The sequence below is a fragment of the Kitasatospora sp. NPDC101183 genome (assembly GCF_044767945.1).
Classification (GTDB): Bacteria; Actinomycetota; Actinomycetes; order Streptomycetales; family Streptomycetaceae; genus Kitasatospora.
This window is the reverse complement of the sequence record NZ_JBIWOW010000023.1, coordinates 1-19579: the sequence shown is the minus strand read 5'-3', so window position 1 is coordinate 19579 and position 19579 is coordinate 1. Positions and strand designations below refer to the sequence as shown.

The 19579-nt window shown below is 73.5% G+C and carries 24 protein-coding genes; 3 read left to right on the top strand and 21 right to left on the bottom strand.

Annotation, left to right across the window (positions count from 1 at the left end; all coding sequences use genetic code 11):
• Positions 1-615, bottom strand: coding sequence for a bifunctional pyr operon transcriptional regulator/uracil phosphoribosyltransferase PyrR (gene pyrR / locus ACIRRS_RS28450; RefSeq protein ID WP_402976320.1), 615 nt, complete (start codon positions 613-615; stop codon positions 1-3).
• A gap of 328 nt (positions 616-943) precedes the next feature.
• On the opposite strand from pyrR, the gene ACIRRS_RS28445 reads away from it, so the two are divergent.
• The gene (locus ACIRRS_RS28445) at positions 944-1447 is read left to right on the top strand and encodes a transcriptional regulator (RefSeq protein WP_031072501.1); all 504 of its coding nucleotides are present in this window, start codon (positions 944-946) and stop codon (positions 1445-1447) included.
• A gap of 118 nt (positions 1448-1565) precedes the next feature.
• Here the strand turns inward: ACIRRS_RS28445 and ACIRRS_RS28440 are convergent, their stop codons facing one another.
• From ACIRRS_RS28440 to rpmB, 10 genes are all read right to left on the bottom strand, one after another.
• Positions 1566-2486 carry a hypothetical protein gene (locus ACIRRS_RS28440; RefSeq protein WP_402976318.1) on the bottom strand — a complete coding sequence of 307 codons (921 nt, stop codon included), beginning with the start codon at positions 2484-2486 and terminating at the stop codon, positions 1566-1568.
• A 145-nt stretch (positions 2487-2631) separates the two neighbouring features.
• Complete coding sequence (locus ACIRRS_RS28435) at positions 2632-3459, bottom strand: thioesterase family protein (protein WP_402976316.1); 828 nt, start codon at positions 3457-3459, stop codon at positions 2632-2634.
• 145 nt (positions 3460-3604) lie between these two features.
• A complete protein-coding gene (gene nusB / locus ACIRRS_RS28430) occupies positions 3605-4042 on the bottom strand; it encodes a transcription antitermination factor NusB (RefSeq protein WP_402976314.1) in 438 nt (145 codons plus the stop codon).
• A 4-nt stretch (positions 4043-4046) separates the two neighbouring features.
• The gene (efp, locus tag ACIRRS_RS28425) at positions 4047-4610 is read right to left on the bottom strand and encodes an elongation factor P (protein ID WP_402976312.1); all 564 of its coding nucleotides are present in this window, start codon (positions 4608-4610) and stop codon (positions 4047-4049) included.
• 55 nt (positions 4611-4665) lie between these two features.
• Positions 4666-5772 carry an aminopeptidase P family protein gene (locus ACIRRS_RS28420; RefSeq protein ID WP_402976310.1) on the bottom strand — a complete coding sequence of 369 codons (1107 nt, stop codon included), beginning with the start codon at positions 5770-5772 and terminating at the stop codon, positions 4666-4668.
• Positions 5773-5953: 181 nt separating this feature from the next.
• Positions 5954-6118, bottom strand: a complete 165-nt coding sequence (gene rpmF, locus ACIRRS_RS28415; RefSeq protein ID WP_402976308.1) for a 50S ribosomal protein L32 — start codon at positions 6116-6118, stop codon at positions 5954-5956.
• Between the two features lie 9 nt (positions 6119-6127).
• Positions 6128-6364, bottom strand: a complete 237-nt coding sequence (gene rpsR, locus ACIRRS_RS28410; protein WP_402976307.1) for a 30S ribosomal protein S18 — start codon at positions 6362-6364, stop codon at positions 6128-6130.
• Positions 6365-6375: 11 nt separating this feature from the next.
• Positions 6376-7551, bottom strand: a complete 1176-nt coding sequence (locus ACIRRS_RS28405) for a CobW family GTP-binding protein (RefSeq protein ID WP_402976306.1) — start codon at positions 7549-7551, stop codon at positions 6376-6378.
• On the bottom strand, positions 7548-7853 hold the full coding sequence (gene rpsN / locus ACIRRS_RS28400; RefSeq protein WP_402976304.1) for a 30S ribosomal protein S14: 306 nt from the start codon (positions 7851-7853) through the stop codon (positions 7548-7550). The genes ACIRRS_RS28405 and rpsN overlap by 4 nt, the downstream gene beginning before the upstream one ends.
• Positions 7853-8089, bottom strand: coding sequence for a 50S ribosomal protein L28 (gene rpmB, locus ACIRRS_RS28395; protein ID WP_402976303.1), 237 nt, complete (start codon positions 8087-8089; stop codon positions 7853-7855). The genes rpsN and rpmB overlap by 1 nt, the downstream gene beginning before the upstream one ends.
• 119 nt (positions 8090-8208) lie before the next feature.
• On the opposite strand from rpmB, the gene rpmG reads away from it, so the two are divergent.
• Complete coding sequence (gene rpmG, locus ACIRRS_RS28390) at positions 8209-8373, top strand: 50S ribosomal protein L33 (RefSeq protein WP_402976302.1); 165 nt, start codon at positions 8209-8211, stop codon at positions 8371-8373.
• A gap of 79 nt (positions 8374-8452) precedes the next feature.
• On the opposite strand, the gene ACIRRS_RS28385 is transcribed toward rpmG, so the two are convergent.
• Positions 8453-9025, bottom strand: coding sequence for a helix-turn-helix domain-containing protein (locus ACIRRS_RS28385; RefSeq protein WP_402976300.1), 573 nt, complete (start codon positions 9023-9025; stop codon positions 8453-8455).
• A gap of 171 nt (positions 9026-9196) precedes the next feature.
• On the opposite strand from ACIRRS_RS28385, the gene ACIRRS_RS28380 reads away from it, so the two are divergent.
• Complete coding sequence (locus tag ACIRRS_RS28380; RefSeq protein WP_402976298.1) at positions 9197-10051, top strand: EamA family transporter; 855 nt, start codon at positions 9197-9199, stop codon at positions 10049-10051.
• A 27-nt stretch (positions 10052-10078) separates the two neighbouring features.
• Here ACIRRS_RS28380 and ACIRRS_RS28375 read toward each other — a convergent pair whose 3' ends face one another.
• From ACIRRS_RS28375 to mltG (ACIRRS_RS28335), 9 genes are all read right to left on the bottom strand, one after another.
• A complete protein-coding gene (locus tag ACIRRS_RS28375) occupies positions 10079-10888 on the bottom strand; it encodes an Fpg/Nei family DNA glycosylase (protein ID WP_402976296.1) in 810 nt (269 codons plus the stop codon).
• 104 nt (positions 10889-10992) lie between these two features.
• On the bottom strand, positions 10993-11865 hold the full coding sequence (locus ACIRRS_RS28370) for an AAA family ATPase (protein WP_402976294.1): 873 nt from the start codon (positions 11863-11865) through the stop codon (positions 10993-10995).
• Positions 11866-11960: 95 nt separating this feature from the next.
• Positions 11961-12389: a type II 3-dehydroquinate dehydratase gene (gene aroQ, locus ACIRRS_RS28365; RefSeq protein WP_402976587.1), complete on the bottom strand. Its 429-nt coding sequence runs from the start codon at positions 12387-12389 to the stop codon at positions 11961-11963.
• A gap of 8 nt (positions 12390-12397) precedes the next feature.
• The gene (gene aroB / locus ACIRRS_RS28360; protein WP_402976292.1) at positions 12398-13489 is read right to left on the bottom strand and encodes a 3-dehydroquinate synthase; all 1092 of its coding nucleotides are present in this window, start codon (positions 13487-13489) and stop codon (positions 12398-12400) included.
• The gene (locus ACIRRS_RS28355) at positions 13482-14003 is read right to left on the bottom strand and encodes a shikimate kinase (protein WP_402976290.1); all 522 of its coding nucleotides are present in this window, start codon (positions 14001-14003) and stop codon (positions 13482-13484) included. Before ACIRRS_RS28355 ends, aroB begins: the two co-directional genes overlap by 8 nt.
• Positions 14000-15184, bottom strand: a complete 1185-nt coding sequence (gene aroC, locus ACIRRS_RS28350) for a chorismate synthase (RefSeq protein WP_402976288.1) — start codon at positions 15182-15184, stop codon at positions 14000-14002. Before aroC ends, ACIRRS_RS28355 begins: the two co-directional genes overlap by 4 nt.
• 163 nt (positions 15185-15347) lie before the next feature.
• A complete protein-coding gene (locus tag ACIRRS_RS28345; RefSeq protein WP_402976287.1) occupies positions 15348-16178 on the bottom strand; it encodes a shikimate dehydrogenase in 831 nt (276 codons plus the stop codon).
• 34 nt (positions 16179-16212) lie between these two features.
• Positions 16213-17973, bottom strand: a complete 1761-nt coding sequence (gene mltG, locus ACIRRS_RS28340; protein ID WP_402976285.1) for an endolytic transglycosylase MltG — start codon at positions 17971-17973, stop codon at positions 16213-16215.
• Between the two features lie 184 nt (positions 17974-18157).
• On the bottom strand, positions 18158-19381 hold the full coding sequence (gene mltG, locus ACIRRS_RS28335) for an endolytic transglycosylase MltG (protein WP_402976283.1): 1224 nt from the start codon (positions 19379-19381) through the stop codon (positions 18158-18160).
• Positions 19382-19579 lie beyond the last annotated feature (198 nt).

Below are 19579 nucleotides of genomic sequence, written 5' to 3'. Positions count from 1 at the left end.
TTACTCCGGAAGGTGCGGTTCGGTGGCCAGGGCCTGGGAGCTGCGGGAGGCGAAGTCGCGGTCCCCGACGAGCACGGCGTCGACGCCGTCGGCGTCCTCGAGGCGCACCTGCACGGCCTCGCGCAGCGAGGTGGGGAGGTTCTTGCCCACGTAGTCGGCCCGGATCGGGAGTTCGCGGTGGCCCCGGTCGACGAGGACGGCCAGCTGGACGGCGCGCGGGCGGCCGATGTCGCCGAGCGCGTCGAGGGCGGCGCGGATGGTGCGGCCGGAGAAGAGCACGTCGTCGACGAGGATGACGAGCCTGCCGTCGATGCCGCCGGGCGGGATCTCGGTGTGCTCCAGGGCGCGGGCGGGCTTGAGCCGCAGGTCGTCCCGGTACATGGTGATGTCCAGGGTCCCGAGCGGGATCTCGCGGCCGGTGATCTGCGCCAGCCTGTCGTGCAGGCGGCGGGCCAGGTGGACGCCCCTGGTGTGGATGCCGAGCAGCACGACGTCCTCCGCGCCCTTGGCGCGCTCGACGATCTCGTGCGCTATCCGGGTGATGACCCGGGCGATGTCCGAACCGTCCAGCACCTGGTGCGGCGGCCTCGGAGTCGAATCCTGGTGTGCGGTCATGCCGAAGCGGACCTCCTTCCCCGCCTCACTGGACGGGCCTTAAAGGATGTCTGGGATGGCCCCGCCGAACCGGCGTGGGCTTCGGGTCATCCTATCAGCGCCCCGAACGGCAAACGGACCTCCATCATTCCGCTTCACCGGGTTAACGCCGTCGATGCACCGACGATGCGGGCCATTCGCACGACTGCCCCATTCGGCTTGACGCAACTACCTTACTCTACGTAACCTCACAGTGAGTTACGAGACGGACGTCGAACCCACCGGTAACGCGTCGGCAATCGCCCGTGACCCACCACTGAACGCGAAGCAATCTCGTCCGGGGAGATCAATGTCCAGCGACTACGCGAAGCAGCTCGGAGGCAAGCTCCGAGCGATCCGCACTCAGCAGGGGCTCTCCCTGCACGGTGTCGAGGAGAAGTCCCAAGGGCGCTGGAAGGCAGTCGTCGTCGGCTCGTACGAGCGCGGCGACCGTGCGGTCACCGTACAGCGGCTGGCCGAACTGGCGGAGTTCTACGGCGTCCCGGTGCAGGAGCTGCTGCCCGGCGGCACCCCCGGCGGCGCGGCCGAGCCGCCGCCGCGCCTCGTCCTCGACCTGGAGAGACTGACCCAGGTGCCGTCCGAGAAGGCCGGTCCGCTGCAGCGCTACGCTGCGACCATCCAGAGCCAGCGCGGCGACTACAACGGCAAGGTGCTCTCGATCCGCCAGGACGACCTGCGCACCCTGGCCGTGATCTACGACCAGTCGCCGTCGATCCTCACCGAGCAGCTGATCTCCTGGGGCGTGCTGAACCCCGACGCGCGCCGCGCGGTGCGCGAGGAGGAGGCGAGCTGACGCTCGCCTCACCGGCTACCGTCGCGAGGACCACAGCGACGGCAAGCAGAAACGTCACAGCGCGGCCCCCGGGACCGGGGCGCCGCGCCGTGGCGTTCGCGCGCCACCTCGCGGGCGTTCAGCAGACCGTCCCCAGGCTGTAGCCGGGCTTGGCGGCCACGCCGTCCAGCCGCACCGGACGGTCCGCGGGCGCCCAGTCGGGCCCGCCGCTGGACCAGGCCCAGGCCGCCGGCAGGTACTCGCCGCAGGTCGCCGCCGAACCCTGGGAGCCGTGCAGCACGGCGACGCCCGGCAGCTCCAGCGCCAGCCCGGCGCAGAGCACCGCGCAGACCAGCTCCATGTCCTCGTCGTTGATCCGCACCACGCCGTCCTCCCACTGGAGGACCCGGGCCGAGGCCGTCAGGCCGCCGCCCGGAGCGTCCACCCGCAGGCGCAGCTCGTACACCCCGGCGCCCGCGCCGACGAGCATCCGGCGGAACACCTCGCCGCCGCGCTGGTAGGCGGCCCGCACCCAGCGGGCGTGGTCCTCGTCGGGCTCGGCCGCGCCGCCGTACAGGGCGCCGTCCAGCAGCAGGTCCGCGTGGCAGAGCGTCAGCCCGTTGTCCCGGGCGCGGACGAGGCGGGGCAGGAAGTCCCCGGCCAGCTCCTCGCCCTGGTAGGCGAGCAGTTGGGTGCGCAGCGGCGGGTTGACGAGGTAGCGGTCGCGGGCGGTCGGCTCGGCCGGGTCCAGCCCGTGCAGCAGGCAGAACTCGGCGAAGTCCTGCGGGTGGAACATCCGGGCGCGGACGGTGTCGAAGCGCTCCAGCGCGTCGCCGAGCAGCTCGGCGGTCTCGGCCAGGTAGCGGTCGAAGTCGGGGGCGTCGGTGACGCCCCACTCCCGGGCCCGCGCGAAGTCGGCGGCGTTGGTGAGCACCCCGATGACGAACGCCTGGTCCGCCCCCTCCGTACGCGGCCGCCGGTGCGGCGCCCGGGCGACGGGTCGGGGGCCGCCACCGGCGCGGTCGGGGTTACGGCGGGCGCGGCCCTGGTGGCTGCTCATCGGTGGCTCCTGGCGTCGGCGGGTGACGGTCCGCGGCTGGCTCGCCGCTGACCGCCTTCCTGCCCCGCCCCCGCGCGCCGCACACGTACGGCGTGTCACAGGAATGTAACCGAACGTGAGTCGGATTTTCCCGGGCCCGTAAGCCTCAGGAGGCCCGCGGCACCCGGGCCAGCTGACGGGACTGCGCGACCAGGCGGCCCGCCTCGTCCCAGACCTCGGCGTCCTCCTCGAAGTACCCGCCGGCCAGGTTCCGGGTGGCGTGGACGACCCGCAGCCAGCCCGGCACGGGCCTGGCCCGCAGGTGGACGGTCAGCTCGACGGTCGGGGCCCAGCCGGGCATGCCGAGGTCGAAGGTGACCGGCGGCAGGGCGTCGGCGACCAGCAGGAGCAGCAGCGGGTCCGGCTCGCGGCCGTCGGCCAGGCGGAACCAGCCCTGGATGCGCCCCTCGCCCGAGGGCTGCCCGAGCGCCCAGCCGACGGTGGCCGGGTCCAGCCGCAGATCGAAGCGCTCCAGCAGGGCGGCCTGCTCGACCAGCTGCCGGGGCGCGTGCTCGATGCCGATGCACTTGTCCGGCGGCGGCAGCTGCGGCGGGGTGGCGGTGGTGCGCACCTCGCCCTGGAGGGAGCCGAGGTCCCCGTGGCTGGCGATCACGCGCAGGCGTTCGACGCCGTCCTGGCTGAGCGAGGCGGTGCCGGTGGAGAGCCCGCGGCCGCTGCGCAGCACCTCGGTGCGGACGGTGGCCGGGCCGGGGGTGGAGGCGGACAGGTAGTAGCCGCTGATCGAGACCGGGTCCGGGTGCTCCCCGTGTTCCAGCGAGAGGGCGTGCCCGGCCACGGCGAGCAGCAGCCCCCCGTTGACGCCGCCGCCGATCTGCCAGCCCTCGCCCAGCTCGCCGTCGTAGCGGCCGGGCTCCTCGGGGTGTCTGGTCAGGGCGATGCCCTGGTCGAACTCGCTGCGGGTCGCGGTGGTCATGGGAGGTGGCCTGCCCTTCGCACGGGTCGTTCCGGTCGCCAAGTTACCGGCGAGTAGGGCTCCACCATACGCCGCCCGGGTGAAACGCGGAACGGCCGCCGGGCCGGAGGAATCCGGACCGGCGGCCGTGACCGTTCGCGCTGCTTTACCGGCGGATGCTCGGCTTGAGCTCCAGGAAGCGGGCGAGCATGCCGTTGACGAACGCCGGGGAGTCGTCCGTGGAGAACTCCTTCGCGATCTCGACGGACTCGTCCAGGACGACCGCGTCCGGGACGCCGTCCTCCCAGATCAGCTCGTAGGCACCGAGGCGCAGCACGTTCCGGTCGACGATCGGCATGCGGTCGAGCTCCCAGCCCACCGCGTACTGCTCGATCAGGTCGTCGATCCGGCGGGCGTGCTGGACGTACCCCTCGATGAGCTCCATCGTGTACTCGGCGACCTGCGGGGTGCCCTCGTCGGGCTTGGGCTCGCGCGCGCGGGCCACCCAGTCGGCGAGGACCTGCTGCGGGTCGACCCCGCGGTGGTCGGCCTCGAAGAGGATCTGGAAGGCCCGAGTGCGGGCCTTGCTACGTGCGGCCGACACGGACTTACTTCACCCGGCCGAGGTAGCTGCCGTCGCGGGTGTCGACCTTGACCTTCTCGCCGGTGACGACGAAGAGCGGCACGGCGATCTCGGCACCGGTCTCCAGGGTGGCCGGCTTGGTGCCACCGGTGGAGCGGTCGCCCTGGACGCCCGGCTCGGTGTGGGAGATCACGAGCTCGACCGAGGTCGGGAGCTCGATGTAGAGGACGGCGCCGTCGTTCGTGGCGACCAGGGCCTCGAAGCCCTCGAGCAGGTAGTTGGCGGCGTCGCCGACCACGGACGGCTCGACCGTGATCTGGTCGTAGGTGTCCATGTCCATGAACACGAAGTTCTCGCCGTCCTTGTACGAGAACTGCATGCCGCGCTTGTCGACGTTGGCGGTCTCGACCTTGGTGCCGGCGTTGAAGGTCTTGTCGACGACCTTGCCCGTCAGGACCTCCTTGAGCTTCGTCCGCACGAAGGCCGGGCCCTTGCCGGGCTTGACGTGCTGGAACTCGACGACGGACCAGAGCTTGCCGCCCTCCAGCTTGAGGACCATGCCGTTCTTGAGATCGTTCGTGGAAGCCACGGGCGCACTAACTCCTGGATATAGCTGTCAAGGAACCAAGGCTTGCGTCCTGCCTTCACAGGGCGAGGAGCTCCTTGGTGGTGATGGTGAGCAGCTCGGGCCCGCCCTCTTCGAGGGGGCGTACGACGAGCGTGTCCTCGATCCGGACCCCGCCCCTGCCCGGGAGGTGGACTCCCGGACCGACGGTGACCGGCACGCGGCTGTCCAGTTTACCCATGTCCGCCGGGCCCAGGCGCGGGGCCTCCCGGATCTCCAGCCCGATGCCGTGCCCGATCGGGTGCGGGGACGCCTCCGGGTACCCGGCCGCCTCCAGCACCTGACGCGCGGCCCGGTCGGGCACGCACTGCTCCACGCCCGGCTCCAGGGCCTCCCGCCCGGCCCGCTGGGCGCGGAAGACCAGGCGGTGCAGCTCGACCTGCCAGGGCGCGGGGGTGGCGCCGATCACGAAGGTCCGGGCGGTGGAGACCCCGTAGCCGCGGTACCGGGCGCCGAGCACCACGGTGAGGAAGTCGCCCTCCTCCACCCGGCGGTCGGTCGGCTGGTGGGCGCTCTGGCCGGAGTGGCTGCCGGTGCCGACCGACACCGGGAAGGCGGCGCGGTCGGCGCCGTGGTCGATCATCCGGCGCTCCAGCTCCATCGCCAGGTGCCGTTCGGTGCGGCCGACCAGGATCGACTCCAGCAGCTCACCGAGGGCCTGGTCGGCGATCTCGGCGGCGATGCGCAGATCGGCGATCTCGTGCTCGTCCTTGACCACCCGCAGCCGCTCGACGGCCTGCCCGAGGTCGGCCAGCCGGATGCCCTCGGCCAGCGCGGACACCGCGCGGTGGCGGCTGACGGTCAGGTCGTGCTCCTCCACCGCCAGGCCCGCCACGCCCAGCCGGGCGGCCTCCGTCGCGGCGACCAGCGCCGTGTCCGCCCCGGCCGACACGGGCACCTGCGTGACGTCGGGGGCGATCAGGTGCTCCCCCGCGTCGTCCGGAGGCAGGTCGTCGGGCAGGGTCAGCAGCACCTGCTCCCTGGTCAGCAGCAGCGTCGCCCCGCACGGCGCGCAGCCCGTCAGGTACCGCACGTTCGCCGCCCGCGTCACCAGCGCCGCCTCGACCCCCGACGCACCGCAGTGCTCCCTCACCCGCTCCCGCCGAGCCGCGTACGCATCCACCATGCCCCGAGCCTACGGACCCCCGCCCCACCCCGCCCGCCGAGCGCCGCCCCCACGGCGGCACCCGGCGAACACGAGGTCGCCTGCCGCCCTGCGGGCCCCAGCGGCACGGCCCGAGCCCCACGCCCGGCCCGCCCCGTCGGACGCCGCCCCCACGACGGCACCCGGCCCCGCCCGGCTGCGTCTACTCCTCCAGCAGCCCCCGCCGGTAGGCGGGCACCAGGTTCTGCGGGACGAGCATCTCGCGGCCGTTCAGCGTGATCGGCACGAGCTTCGGGGCGGTCGCCTTCCACTGGGCGCGGCGGTGGCGGGTGTTGCTGCGGGAGGTCCTGCGCTTGGGGACTGCCATCGGGGGCTCCTAGCGGGTGGCGGTGGAGGCGTACGGGAGGAGGGCCATCTCGCGGGCGTTCTTGATCGCCCGGGCCACGGCCCGCTGCTGCTGGACGGTGAGGCGGGTGACGCGGCGGCTGCGTATCTTGCCCCGGTCGGAGACGAAACGCCGCAGCAGGTCGGTGTCCTTGTAGTCGACGTACTCGATCCCGGCCGCGATCAGCGGGTTGGGACGGGTCTTGGCCGGCGCGGTTCGCTGGCGCATCGGTCACTCCTTCAGGCGATGGGTTCGAGGAGGTCCTCGAAGGCGTCGGGCAGTGCCTTCCAGCCGGGTTCGCCGGCGGCGAGTTCGGCGTCGGTGAGGAGGCAGGAGTCGAGCAGGTCGGTGATCCCGTCCACGTCCAGCCCCTCCGCCGTGAAGCTGAGCTGCTGCACCCGGTCGCCGTGCACCGGGTGCCAGTCGAGGGCGGCCGCCGCTCGCCGCGCGGGCGGGTAGAACTCCCAGGCGGCGTCGGGCAGGGCGGTGAGCCAGGGCCCGCACTCCTCGACGGCGAGGTTCGCCCCCGCCGCGTCCCAGGCGAGCATCAGTTCCGGTCGGTTGGCGAGCCAGAACCGCCCCCGGCTGCGCTGCGCGGCGGGAACGAGCAGGTCGAGCGCCCGGTGCAGCCGCTCCGGATGCAGCGGCCGGCGCCGCTCCCACACGAGCGTGGCCACCCCGCACTCGTCCCCCTCCTGGGGGAGCAGCGCCAGCGCCGGGTTGACTCGGTCGCGCGCGGCGGGGACGTCGAAGCCCCCGAGCGCGGCCCGGGTGAGCGCGCCCGTGCCGAGTCGCACGGCGCGCGCGGTGGCGTGGAGCTGCCGCAGCAGCGCGAGCCCCGGCGCGTGCGCCGCGGCGCGCGGCACGGCCAGGGTGGTGGCGTACTCGATCTGGTGGGCGAGCGCCTCCGCACGGGTGCGCTCGTCCCGCCGCGCGGTGTGCTCGCCGTGCTCCACCAGGTCGTCGGGGACGGAGAGTTCGCCGATCAGCCGGTCCGGGTCGACGGCCGCGACCACGCCCGCGATCTCCAGCGCCCCCGCCGCGCAGCGCCCGTCGACCTCTCCCCCGGCGATCACCTCGACGGCGGGGTGCGGGTCGCTGCCGCCCCAGAGTTCGACGATCGCGAGCCCGTACCGGCCCTCGTCGGCGATCTCCAGCAGCCGGGGCAGCAGGTCCTCGCGCAGGGCGCAGCAGGGGCAGTCGTTGAGCAGCGGCACCTCCGCCCGGTCGAACGCGCCCCGGGCGTCGCGCAGTTCGCGGTGGACGAGGCCGCGCGAGGCCTCCCGCAAGTCGTGCCGCAGGACCACCGCGTCCACCGCGGTCTCCGCCAACTCCCGGACGGCGGCGCGCCGTTCGTCCGCGTGCAGGCCGGTCACGACGACCACGGGCAGCTTGACGACCTCCACCGCGCTCACCAGCTCGCCTTGCGCACGCCGGGCAGGTGGCCGGCGTGGGCGTGCCCGCGCAGGTTGATGCGGGAGAGGCCGAAGGCGCGCAGGTAGCCGCGCGGGCGCCCGTCGACGGCGTCGCGGTTGCGGACCCGGGTGGCGCTGGCGTCGCGCGGCTGGCGGGCCAGTTCGGCCTGGGCGGCGGTGCGTTCGTCGGGCGCCGTGCCGGGGTGGGTGATGATCCGCTTGAGCTCGGCGCGGCGCTCGGCGTAGCGGGCGACGACGGCGCGCCGCTGCTCGTTCTTCGCGATCTTGCTGCGCTTGGCCATCAGACCGTCCCCCCTCGGGCCCGGATGCGGGCGACGGCGGCCTCGACGCCGATCGCGTCGACGGTGCGGATGCCCTTGGTGCTGAGCACCAGCCGGACGTACCGGCCCTCGCTGGGCAGCCAGTAGCGCTTGCGCTGGATGTTCGGGTCGAAGCGGCGCGGGGTGCGGCGGTGCGAGTGCGAGATCGCGTTGCCGAAACCGGGCTGACGGCCGGTGAGTTGGCAGTGGGCGGACATGGGTGCTCCCTGGCGTCCGGGAATGGGCGGAACGGTGGTCACGTTACACCAGATGAAAATGACTTCCATTTCGGTGTACGGTTCCACCCCATCACCCCGAAGGCCCCAGGAGGCACCCCGTGGCCCGCAGTGAACTGCGCCCCGTCATCAAGCTCCGCTCCACCGCCGGCACCGGGTACACGTACGTGACCCGCAAGAACCGCCGCAACGACCCGGACCGCATGGTCCTGCGCAAGTACGACCCGGCGCTGGGCCGCCACGTCGACTTCCGCGAGGAGCGCTGACCCGACGGAGCGCCGACCCGACAAGCCGAACGGCGCCTCCCCCGGGCAGGGGGAGGCGCCGTTCGGCCCGCGTCGGAACTCAGCGCGGCGGCGGCACCGAGACCACCATCGTGAACCGCAGCACCGACTCCCCCGCGTTGCGGTAGGCGTGCTCGTACGCGGCGTCGAAGGAGGCCGCGCTCCCGGCGGGCACCCGGTGCTCCTGGCCGTCGTGCAGCAGCGTCAGCTCACCCTCGTCGATCCGGACGATCTCCACCGTCCCGGCCGGGTGCGGCTCCGAGGAGTACTCCTCGCCCGGCTCCATCCGCCAGTCCCACAGCTCCAGCGGCCCGGGCGCCTCGATCCCGTGCAGCAGGGTGCCGGTGCCGCCGGAGGGCCCCGTCCACAGCGGGACGGCCTGCTCGCCGGGCACGATCCGCACGTCCGGGCCCTCCTCGTAGTCGAGCAGGGTGGCGATCGAGGCGCCGAGCGCGTCGCCGAGGCGGACGACGGTGGCGACGCTGGGGTTGGTCCGCCCCTGCTCGATCTGGACGATCATGCCGCGGCTGACCCCGGAGCGGGCGGCCAGCGCGTCCAGGGTGTGGCCGCGCTCGGCGCGCAGCCGCTTGAGGTTGCGGGCGAGGGCCCGGGAGACGAGGTCGGGGTCCGGCACGCGAGGGGTTCTCCCAATCTTCCGACTGGATCAGTAGATCAGTGGATCACTTAGATCACAATATTGTTCGATGAAGTTCAGTTCAGTGCACTACGCTGCCGTTCCGGCCGCAAGTCCATCCGACTGTACTTCGGAGTGCATCATGCTGTCCTCAGATCCCGGGGCCCTCCGGTGACCGCCCTGCTCGCCCTCACCGCCAGCCTGCTCACCGGCCTCGCCGACTTCGGCGGCGGCCTCCTCACCCGCAGGCTGCCCGCCCTCGCCGTCGTGGTCGCCTCCCAGGCCGCGGCCACCGTCGTCCTCCTCCTCGCCCTGGTCGCCACCGGCGGCTGGGCCGACGCCTCCCCCGCGCTCTGGTACGCCGTCGCCGCGGGCGTCATCGGCCCGTTCGCGATGCTCGCCTTCTACCGGGCCCTCGCCCTCGGCCCGATGGGCGTGGTCTCCCCGCTGGCCACCGTCGGCGTCGCCGTGCCCGTCGCCCTCGGGCTGGCGCTCGGCGAGCGGCCCGGCCTCGCCCAGGTGGCCGGGATCGCCGTGGCCGTGGCGGGCGTCGTCCTGGCCGGCGGCCCCCGACGCGGCGGACCGCCCGCCGCCCGTACCGCCCTGCTGCTCGGCCTGGCCGCCGCCTTCGGGTTCGGCGCCACCATGGCCCTGCTCGCCCAGGCCTCGGCCGGGGGCGGGCTGCTGCTGGTGCTCTGCGTCCAGCGGCTGGTCAACCTCCTCGTCGGCGGCGCCGCCCTGACCGTCGGCCTGCGCCGCGGCGACACCCCCGCGGGCCTGCTGCCCGCGCTGCGCTCCCGGCTGCCGCTGCTCACCGCCGTCGGCCTGGCCGACGTCGCCGGGAACGCCACCTACGCGCTGGCCTCCCACCTCGGCTCCGCCTCGGAGGCCGCCGTCCTCGCCTCGCTCTACCCCGTGGTCACCGCCCTGCTGGCGCGGGCGGTGTTCAAGGAGCGGCTGCGCCCCGTCCAGGTGCTCGGCGCGGGCCTGGCCGTCGCGGGCACGCTGCTGCTGGCCGCCGGGTAGCCGTCAGGGCCTCAGCCCCTCAGTCGCTCAGGCCTTCTGGCAGGACGGGCACCAGAACAGGTTCCGCGCCGCGTGCTCCTCCGTCCGCACCTCCGTGCCGCAGACCAGGCAGGGCATCGCCGCGCGCCGGTACACGTACACCTCGCCGCCGTGGTCGTCGACGCGGGGCGGGCGGCCCATCGCCTCCGGGGTGTGCTCGGGCCGGACGGTGTCGATCCGCCCCGCGCCCACGCCCTCGCGCATCAGGGCGACGAGCTCCGCCCAGATCGCGTCCCACTCCCGGCGCTCCAGCTCGCGCCCGGCCCGGTGCGGGTCGATGCCGAGCCGGAACAGCACCTCCGCCCGGTAGACGTTGCCCACCCCGGCCAGCACCTTCTGGTCCATCAGCAGCGCGGCGACGGTCGTACGGCTGGCGGACATCCGGCGCCAGGCGTCCTCCGGGTCGGCGTCCGCGCGCAGCGGGTCCGGCCCGAGCCGGGCGGCCACGGCCTCCTTCTGCGCCTCGGTGACCAGCGCGCAGGTGTTGGGGCCGCGCAGCTCCGCGTACCCCTCGTCGTTCTCCATCCGCAGCCGGATCATCCCCACCGGCTCGGGCGCCGGGCCCTCGCCGAAGGTGAACCCGCCGTACAGTCCGAGGTGGACGTGCACCCACTCGCCCTCCTCGAAGCCGAGGAACAGGTGCTTGCCGAACGCCTGGGCGTCGGTGAACAGTTGGCCGTCGATCGCCTTCGCCTCGTCGGCGAAGCGGCCCTGCGGGCTGGTGGCGCGGACGGGGCGGCCGCCGAAGGCCCGGAGGTTCTCGGCGGCGAGACGGTGGATGATGTGGCCTTCGGGCACGGGCACGACCTCCCACGGCGGGTTCGACCGGACTGCGTCCATCATCCCAGCCGCCACCGACAACCCGGGCCGCCTCAGGACGGGAGGGTCAGCGGACGGGCGGGTCAGCGGACCGGCATGCCCATCAGCCGGGCCAGGATCACCCGGTCCAGCTCGGCCGCCGTCCCGGCCACGTCCAGGTAGGAGTTGTCGATGATCGGCAGCCCCGAGTTGTACCAGCCCGCCATCCGCCCGTGGATGCGCGCCACCTCCTCGTCCCCGAGGCGCCGGGTGCCGCTGCGCCGGGCGTTGCGGCGCAGCACCGAGTCCAGGCTCGGCAGCAGCACCACCGGGAGCATGCCCGGGCCGATGTGCCGCTTCCAGCCGCCGAGGCCGATCGCCGGGCGGTCCGGGAAGACGGCGTCGTCGATGATGCAGGAGATGCCGTTGGCCAGGTAGTTGCGGCAGGCGAAGCCGCAGGTGCGGCGGGCCAGCCGGTACTGCGCCTCGGAGGCGTTGTTCCAGCCGGCCTGCGGGTTGGCGAAGCCGGACTGCACCCACTCGCGGACGTCGTCCAGGCTGATGTGCGCCGTCGGGGTCGGCCGGCGCTCCGCCCAGTAGCGGGCGACGGTGGTCTTGCCGGCCCCGGCGGGCCCGATCAGCAGCACGGCGATCGGCCCGGCCGGCCCGTGCGGGCGCGACGGATGGGCGGGCAGCTGCACGGGCGTGCCGGCCGGGAGCACGAAGTGCCCGGTCCCGCCGGGCGGTACGGACACGGCCTGCAACTGGACGGTCCCCTGCGCCGGGGAAGGGGCCCGGGCGGCAGCGGGAGCCGGGGAGGGAGCCGGAGCGGAGCCGGGCCCCTGCGGACGGGCCGGCGGTGGCGGAGGAGGAGGAGGAGGAGGGGGCGGTACGGCTGCCCCCACGCCCCCGCCCGTCCGAACCGGCGGAGCGGCGGGACGCGGCGGGACCTGCCCACCTCCGGCGTACTGCGTCACGGCACCCTCCCGACACCTCTCAGCGGGGACATTACACGGCGGCCCGGCGGCGGGCACAGTCCGCCACCGGGCCGCCGATCAGGCCCTGTCCCCCGTCAACGCGTGGTCAGTTGCTCCGCCAGCGCCCGCAGCGCCAGTTCGTACGAGCCGAGCCCGAACCCGGCGATCGTCCCGGAGGCGACTGCGGCGATCACCGAGGTGTGCCGGAACACCTCCCGGGCGTACGGGTTGGAGATGTGCACCTCGATCAGCGGCGCGGTGCGCTGCGAGGCGGCGTCCCGCATGGCGTACGAATAGTGCGTGAACGCGCCCGGGTTGATCACCACGGGCACCTTGCCGTCCGCCGCCTCGTGCAGCCACTCCACCATCTGCTGCTCGGAGTTGGTCTCGTGGACCTCGACCTCGAAGCCGAACTCCCTGCCCAGGGCGGTGCAGCGCTCGACCAGCCCGGCGTAGGAGGTGGCGCCGTAGACGTCCGGCTCGCGGCTGCCGAGGCGGCCGAGGTTGGGGCCGTTGAGCACCATGACCCTCGTCACGCCGACACCTCCGCGTACGCGGCGACCAGCAGGGACGGATCGGGGCCCTCCAGCACGGAGGTCTTGGCGAGGCCGTCCAGGACGATGAAGCGGATGAGGTCCCCGCGCGACTTCTTGTCGATCTTCATCGCGTCCAGCAGCTTCGGCCAGGCGTCCGCCCGGTACGTCAGCGGCAGGCCGACGGAGGCCAGCACACTGCGGTGCCGGTCGGCCGTCGCGTCGTCCAACCGCCCGGCCAGACGGCCGAGTTCGGCGGCGAAGACCATGCCGATGGAGATCGCGGCGCCGTGCCGCCACTTGTAGCGCTCGTTGCGCTCGATGGCGTGGCCCAGCGTGTGGCCGTAGTTGAGGATCTCGCGGCGGCCGGACTCCTTGAGGTCCCCGGAGACGACGTCGGCCTTGACCTGGATCGCGCGGCGGATCAGCTCGACGGTGTGCGGCCCGGCCGGCGTCCTGGCGCCCTCCGGGTCGGACTCGATCAGGTCGAGGATGACCGGGTCGGCGATGAAGCCGCACTTGATCACCTCGGCGAGGCCCGAGACGTAGTCGTGCGTCGGCACGGTCTCCAGGGTCCCGAGGTCGGCCAGCACGCCCACCGGCGGGTGGAAGGCGCCGACCATGTTCTTGCCCTCGGCGATGTTGATGCCGGTCTTGCCGCCCACGGCCGCGTCGACCATGCCCAGCAGCGTGGTGGGCATGGAGATCCAGCGCACCCCGCGCAGCCAGGTCGCGGCGACGAAGCCCGCCAGGTCGGTGGTGGCGCCGCCGCCGAGGCCCACGATCACGTCGCTGCGGGTGAACCCGGTCTGCCCGAGCACCGACCAGCAGTACGCGGCCACCTCGGCGCTCTTGGCCTCCTCGGCGTTGGGCACCTGCAGCCCGATCGCCTCGTAGCCCTCGCCCGCCAGGTCCTCGCGGATCGCGTCGGCCGTGGCGGCCAGCGCCTCGGGGTGGATGATCGCGACCCGCTTGGCCCGGCCGCCGATCAGCGGCGCCAGCTCACCGAGCAGCTGGTGCCCGATCAGGACGTCGTACGGGTCGTGTCCGGCGCTGCCGCCGACGTGGATCCTGACGATGGGGTCAGTCATGGGGGGTCTTCAACTCCAGTGCTTCCAGTACGGCGTCCGCGACCTGCTCGGGCGTGCGGCCCTCGGTGTCGACGACGGCGGTGGCCACCTCCAGGTAGAGGGGGCGGCGGGCCTCCATCAGCTCGCGCCAGCGGGCGCGGGGGTTGACGGCCAGCAGCGGGCGCGGGGCGTCCAGGCCGACCCGCTTGACCGCGTCGGCCAGCGGCACCTCCAGGAACACCACCGGCAGCTCGTGCAGCAGCGCCCGGGTGGCCTCGGCCATCACCGCGCCGCCGCCCAGCGCCAGCACGCCGTCGTGCCCGGCGGCGGCGGCCCGTACAGCCTCGGCCTCCAGCGCGCGGAAGTGCGGCTCGCCCTCGTCGATGAAGATCTCGGGGATCGGCTTGCCCGCCACGGCCTCGATGTCGGCGTCGGTGTCGCGGAACCCGACGCCCAGGCGCTCGGCCAGGGCCCGCCCGACGGTGGTCTTGCCACAGCCGGGCGGGCCGACCAGCACCACAACCGGCGAGGTCATCGGATGATCAGGTGGTCGAGGTAGCCCTGCACGTTGCGACGGGTCTCGGAGACGTTGTCGCCTCCGAACTTCTCGCTCACCGCGTCGGCCAGCACCAGCGCGACCATCGCCTCGGCGACGATGCCGGCGGCCGGGACGGCACAGACGTCCGAGCGCTGGTGGTGCGCCTTGGCCGGCTCGCCGGTGCGCACGTCCAGGGTCTGCAGCGCGCGCGGCACGGTCGCGATCGGCTTCATCGCGGCGCGCACCCGCAGCACCTCGCCGGTGGTCAGGCCGCCCTCGGTGCCGCCGGAGCGGCCGGTGGCGCGCTTGACGCCCTCGGGGGTCGGGAGGATCTCGTCGTGCGCCTGCGAGCCCGGCACCCGGGCCAGCTCGAAGCCGTCGCCGACCTCGACGCCCTTGATCGCCTGGATGCCCATCAGCGCGGCGGCCAGCCGCGCGTCGAGGCGGCGGTCCCAGTGCACGTGCGAGCCGAGGCCCACCGGCACGCCGTACGCCAGCACCTCGACCACACCGCCGAGGGTGTCGCCGTCCTTGTGGGCCTGGTCGATCTCGGCGACCATCGCCTTCGAGGCGTCCGCGTCCAGGCAGCGCACCGGGTCGGCGTCCAGCTTCGCCTCGTCCGAGGGCAGCGGAACCACGCCGGCCGGGGCCTTGGCGGCGGCCAGCTCGACCACGTGGCTGACGATCTCGATCCCGGCCACCTCGCGCAGGTACGCACGGGCGACGGCGCCCAGCGCGACCCGGGCGGCCGTCTCCCGGGCGCTGGCGCGCTCCAGGATCGGCCGGGCCTCGTCGATCGAGTACTTCTGCATGCCGGCCAGGTCGGCGTGGCCGGGCCGAGGGCGGGTCAGCGCCTCGTTGCGGGCCAGGCCGGCCAGCACCTCGGGGTCGACCGGGTCGGCCGACATGACCTGATCCCACTTGGGCCACTCGGTGTTGCCGACCATGATCGCCACCGGGCTGCCCATGGTCAGGCCGTGCCGGACGCCGCCGAGGAAGGTCACCTCGTCCTGTTCGAACTTCATCCGCGCGCCGCGACCGTAGCCGAGCCGGCGGCGCGCCAGCGCGTCGGCCACCACGGCGGTGGTGACCGGTACACCGGCGGGCAGGCCTTCCAGCGTCGCGACGAGTGCGGGGCCGTGCGACTCCCCCGCCGTCAGCCAGCGCAACGTACCCAACGGAGCTCCTTCATCAGCGGGCCGGCCCGCGGCGCCGCCGCGGAGCCCGCCCGGGCTTGCCTTCCGCATGAATCCTTTCATGCCACGGCAGCCCCGGGGAGCGCGGTCCGTGTGACGGACAGCAACCGGTCAGCATCCGGCCAAAAGCTGCCGTCAGCCCCGGTCAGCCCGACGCCAGCGCCTTCTCGCCGGCCTCGCGCATCGCGGCCAGCGGGCCCGGGGTCCGCCCGGTGAAGGCCTCGGACTGCAGCACCGCCTGGTGGACGAGCAGGTCGAGCCCGCCGAGGACGGTCGCCCCGCGCTCGGCGCAGGCGGCGGCCAGCGCCGTCGGCCACGGGTGGTAGAGCACGTCGAACAGCGCGCCCGGCCGGGCCGTCAGCGCGTCGGCGAACACGTCGGTGGCGCCCACCGGCGTGGTGGAGACGGTCAGCGGCCGCTCCAGCGCCTCGGCCCCGCGCTCCCAGTCGGCCGTACGGACGGCCAGGCCCAGCCGCTCGCCCAACTCGGCCATCTCCCGGGCCCGTTCGGGGCTACGGACGTAGACGACCACCTCGCCCGCGCATATCTGGGCCAGCGCCGCCAGCGCCGAGGAGGCGGTGGCCCCCGCGCCCAGCACGGCCGCGCCCGGCACCTCGGCGATGCCGCGCTCGCGCAGCGCGTTGACCAGCCCGGGCACGTCGGTGTTGTCCCCGGTGCGCCGCCCGTCCGCCGTGAACACCACGGTGTTGACGGCCTCCACCGCGCGGGCCGTGGCGCTGACCTCGTCCAGCAGCGGGATGACCGCCCGCTTCAGCGGCATGGTCAGCGACAGCCCGGCCCACTCGGCCTCGTCCAGCCCGGCGAGGAAGCCGGGCAGCGCGGCCTCGTCCACCTCGAACCGGTCGTAGCGCCAGCCGTCCAGCCCGAGCGCGGCGAAGGCCGCCCGGTGCAGGTCCGGGGAGAGCGAGTGGGCGATCGGCGAACCGAGCACGGCGGCGCGGTGCTTGCTGGTCAACGCAGTTCCTCCGCGAATCCGGGTACGGGTCGGATCAGGGCTTCTTGCCGGTGCAGTGGCCGCGGTCCTTGTCGAAGCCCTCGCCGGCGTTCTTGCAGTACTCCTCGACGTTGGCGTAGTGCTCCTTGGACGTCTCGGCGAACCGCGTGGTGGTCGGGTCCATCGCGATGAAGTAGAGCCACTTGCCGTCCGCCGGGTGCAGCACCGCCTGGAGGGCGTCGTCGCCGGGGTTGGAGATCGGCGTCGGCGGCAGGCCCGGGTTGATGTAGGTGTTGTACTTGTTGGACGCGTCGTCCATGTCCTTGCGGTCGAGGTTCTTGCGACCGAGCGAGTACTGGAGCGTGGTGTCCATGCCGAGGCGGTGGTTGATCTCGCCGCCCGCGGCCAGGCGGTTCTGGATGGTCTTGGCCATCTTGGCGAAGTCCGTCGGGTTGTTGCCCTCGCGCTGGAGGATGCTCGCCTCGATGACGACCTCGTAGCCGTTCTTGAGGTTCACCGAGGCGGCCTGGCCGTCCAGGGCGGAGTACTTCTCGGTGGCGTTCTTCACCATCTGCTTGAGCAGGTCCTCGGGCTTCATGCCGTCGGCGATGTTGTACTTCGTCGGCCAGAGGAAGCCCTCGATGTTGCCGTTCGCGTACGCCGGCAGCCCGAGGTCGTTGACCTGTGCCTTGGCGACGTTCGCCGTGGTGCCCTTCTGGAGCTTCAGCTTGTCGTCGATCTTGGCGTAGATCTCGGTGGAGTTGAGGCCCTCGGGCAGCACGATGGAGGCGCCGCCCATCTGGTCGATGAGCGACTTGACCGCGGAGGTGGCCGACATCTCCTTCTTCATGGCGTAGAAGCCCGGCTGGATGGTCGCGCACTTGGGCTCGGCCTTGCAGGCCGCGGTGAAGGCGTCGACGCTCTTCACCACGCCGGCCTTCTTCAGGCCGGCGCCGATCTGGCCGCCCACCGCGCCCTTGGCGACCTCGAACTGCACGCTGCCGCTGCCGTCGCCGTCGAAGTCCGGCGGCGGGCCGAAGTTGTCCTGGTAGAAGCCGTAGCCCCACCAGCCCGCGCCGCCCACGGCGCCGAGCAGCACCAGGGCGACCAGCAGGCAGGCGCCGCCGTTGCGGCGGCCGGCCTTCTTGCCGCTCTCCTTGCGCTTCTTCTTGGCCTCGCGGGAGTCGTCCTCCTCGCCGAGGAAGCCGACCTGGTGCTCCGGCTCCTCCTCGAGGTAGGCGCCGTCCTCGTGGTGGCCGTCCCACTCCTCGGGCTCGGCCTGCGGCTCGTGCGCGCCGGCCGCCGGGGCGGCCCCGGCCTCCAGCGCGGCGGCCTCCGCCTCCCAGTCGATGCCGTCCGGGCCCGGCCCGGCGGCCACCGGCTCGGGCGCCGGGGGCTGCTGCTGGACCTGCTGCGGCGGCTGGACCTGCTGCTGGTACTGGCCCTGCTGCGGATACTGCCCGTGCTGGGGCATCTGCTGCTGCTGTTGCGGATAGCCCTGCTGGTACTGGCCCTGCTGCGGATACTGCCCCTGGGGCACCGGCTGCTGCGGGTAGCCCTGCTGCGGCATCTGCTGCTGGCCGTACTGGCCCTGCTGCCCCTGCTGCCCGCCGTAGGTCTGCCCCTGCTGCGGGTACTGCCCCTGGGGCACCGGCTGCTGCGGCATCTGCTGCTGGGGGTACTGGCCCTGCTGCGGATACTGCTGCTGCCACTGGCCGTCCTGCTGGCCGGGGACCGGCTGCTGGCCGCCGTACCCGGCATCACCCGGGTGCCACGGCTCGCCCTGAGGGCCGTAGCCCCGACCCACCTCGGTCATCGATCCCCTTAACCGACAGTGACGACCGACGGATCAAAGCGGTCGTCCGGGACGCCGTCCCGGCTGAATCTCGAACCGGCGTGCTAGCGCAACGCCTGGGAGGAGACGTTACCGTACCGCAGCCGGGCCCCCGGTGGCCGGACGTACCGTCAGTGCCCGACCTCCCCGTTCTCCGCACCCACCGTCACGGCGTGGACGCGGAGGAGGGGCTCGCCGAGGCCGTCGCGGAGGCCGGGGCACCGGGCTTCGCCGCCCGGTTGGCATTGAACTCGGCCACATTGCGCTGCTGCACGTCGAAGCTGTCGGTGAAGCGGGTGTCCCCCGGCTTCACGGTCACGAAGTACAGCCAGTCCCCCGGCGTCGGGTCCAGCGCCGCCATGATCGCCTGCCGCCCGGGGTTGGAGATCGGGGTCGGCGGCAGCCCGGCGTGCAGGTAGGTGTTGTACGGGGAGTCGAGCCTGGTCTCGGTGACGCTGGTGTTCAGGGTCGAGCGGCCCAGCGCGTAGTTGATGGTGGAGTCCAGCTGCAGCGGCATGCCCTTGGCCAGGCGGTTGTAGATCACCCGGGCCACCTTGCCCATGTCCTCGGTGTTGTCCGCCTCGCCCTGCACCATGCTGGCGACGGTCACCAGCCCGTACACGTTCTGCCCGAGGTTCTGGGCGACGACCTCGGCGTCGTCCCGGCTGAACTCCTTGCCGGCCCGCTCCACCATCTGCTTCAGCAGGTCGAGGGCGGTGGTGCCGTCCGTCACGCTGTACGTCGCCGGGAAGAGGTAGCCCTCGGGGGCGCCGCCCGCGAACTCCGGCAGGCCCAGGTCGGCGGTCTGCTCCTTGGCGATGCGCTGGGCGGTGCCGTCGGGCAGGTTCAGCTTCTTGTCGATGGCCGCGTAGACCTGGTAGCCGCGCCAACCCTCGGGAATCGTCAGGCCGTTGGCGTTCGCCGGGTCGATCAGGACGGCGAGCGCCGCCGCGGCCGACATCTTCTGCTTGAGGGTGTACGTCCCCGGCTGGATGCGTCCGGCCGCCGCCGCGCTGCCCTTCGCGGCCCGGGTGAAGGCCAGGGAGCTGGCCACCACGTTGTTGCGGACCAGCGCGGAGGCGATCTGCGCGAGGCCCGCGCCCTCGGGCACCGAGACCTGGACGCTGCCGCTGCCCGGCCCCCGGAAGTCGGCGGCGACCGAGGGCCGGCGCTGCCCCTGGAACCAGGTGTAGCCGGTGAGCCCGATGCCGCCGAAGACGGCGATCAGGGCGAGCGCGGTGAGCCCGCAGGCCAGTCCGTTACGCCGTCGGTGCGGATCGGGTGCATCGGGGCGCGGACGGGGCGCGCCCGGCGGCCGCCCCTCCGGCTCCAGCACCGGCGCGCCCAGGTGACCGGGCGTGAGCCCCGGGTAGAAGTCCTGGTCGGTCATGGCTCGCGCCCCCTCGGCGGTCCCGCATCGATCTGAATCGGCCCGAATCGATCCGCCGCCGATCACGATGGGACCGAAGGCGAACAGAAGAGGGGCCCGGGGGGGGGCGGCCCCCCCCGCCCCCCCGCCGGGGGGGGGCGCCCCGCGGGGCCCCCCCCCCCCCCCCCCCCCCCCCCCCGGCGGCCCCCCCCCCCCCCC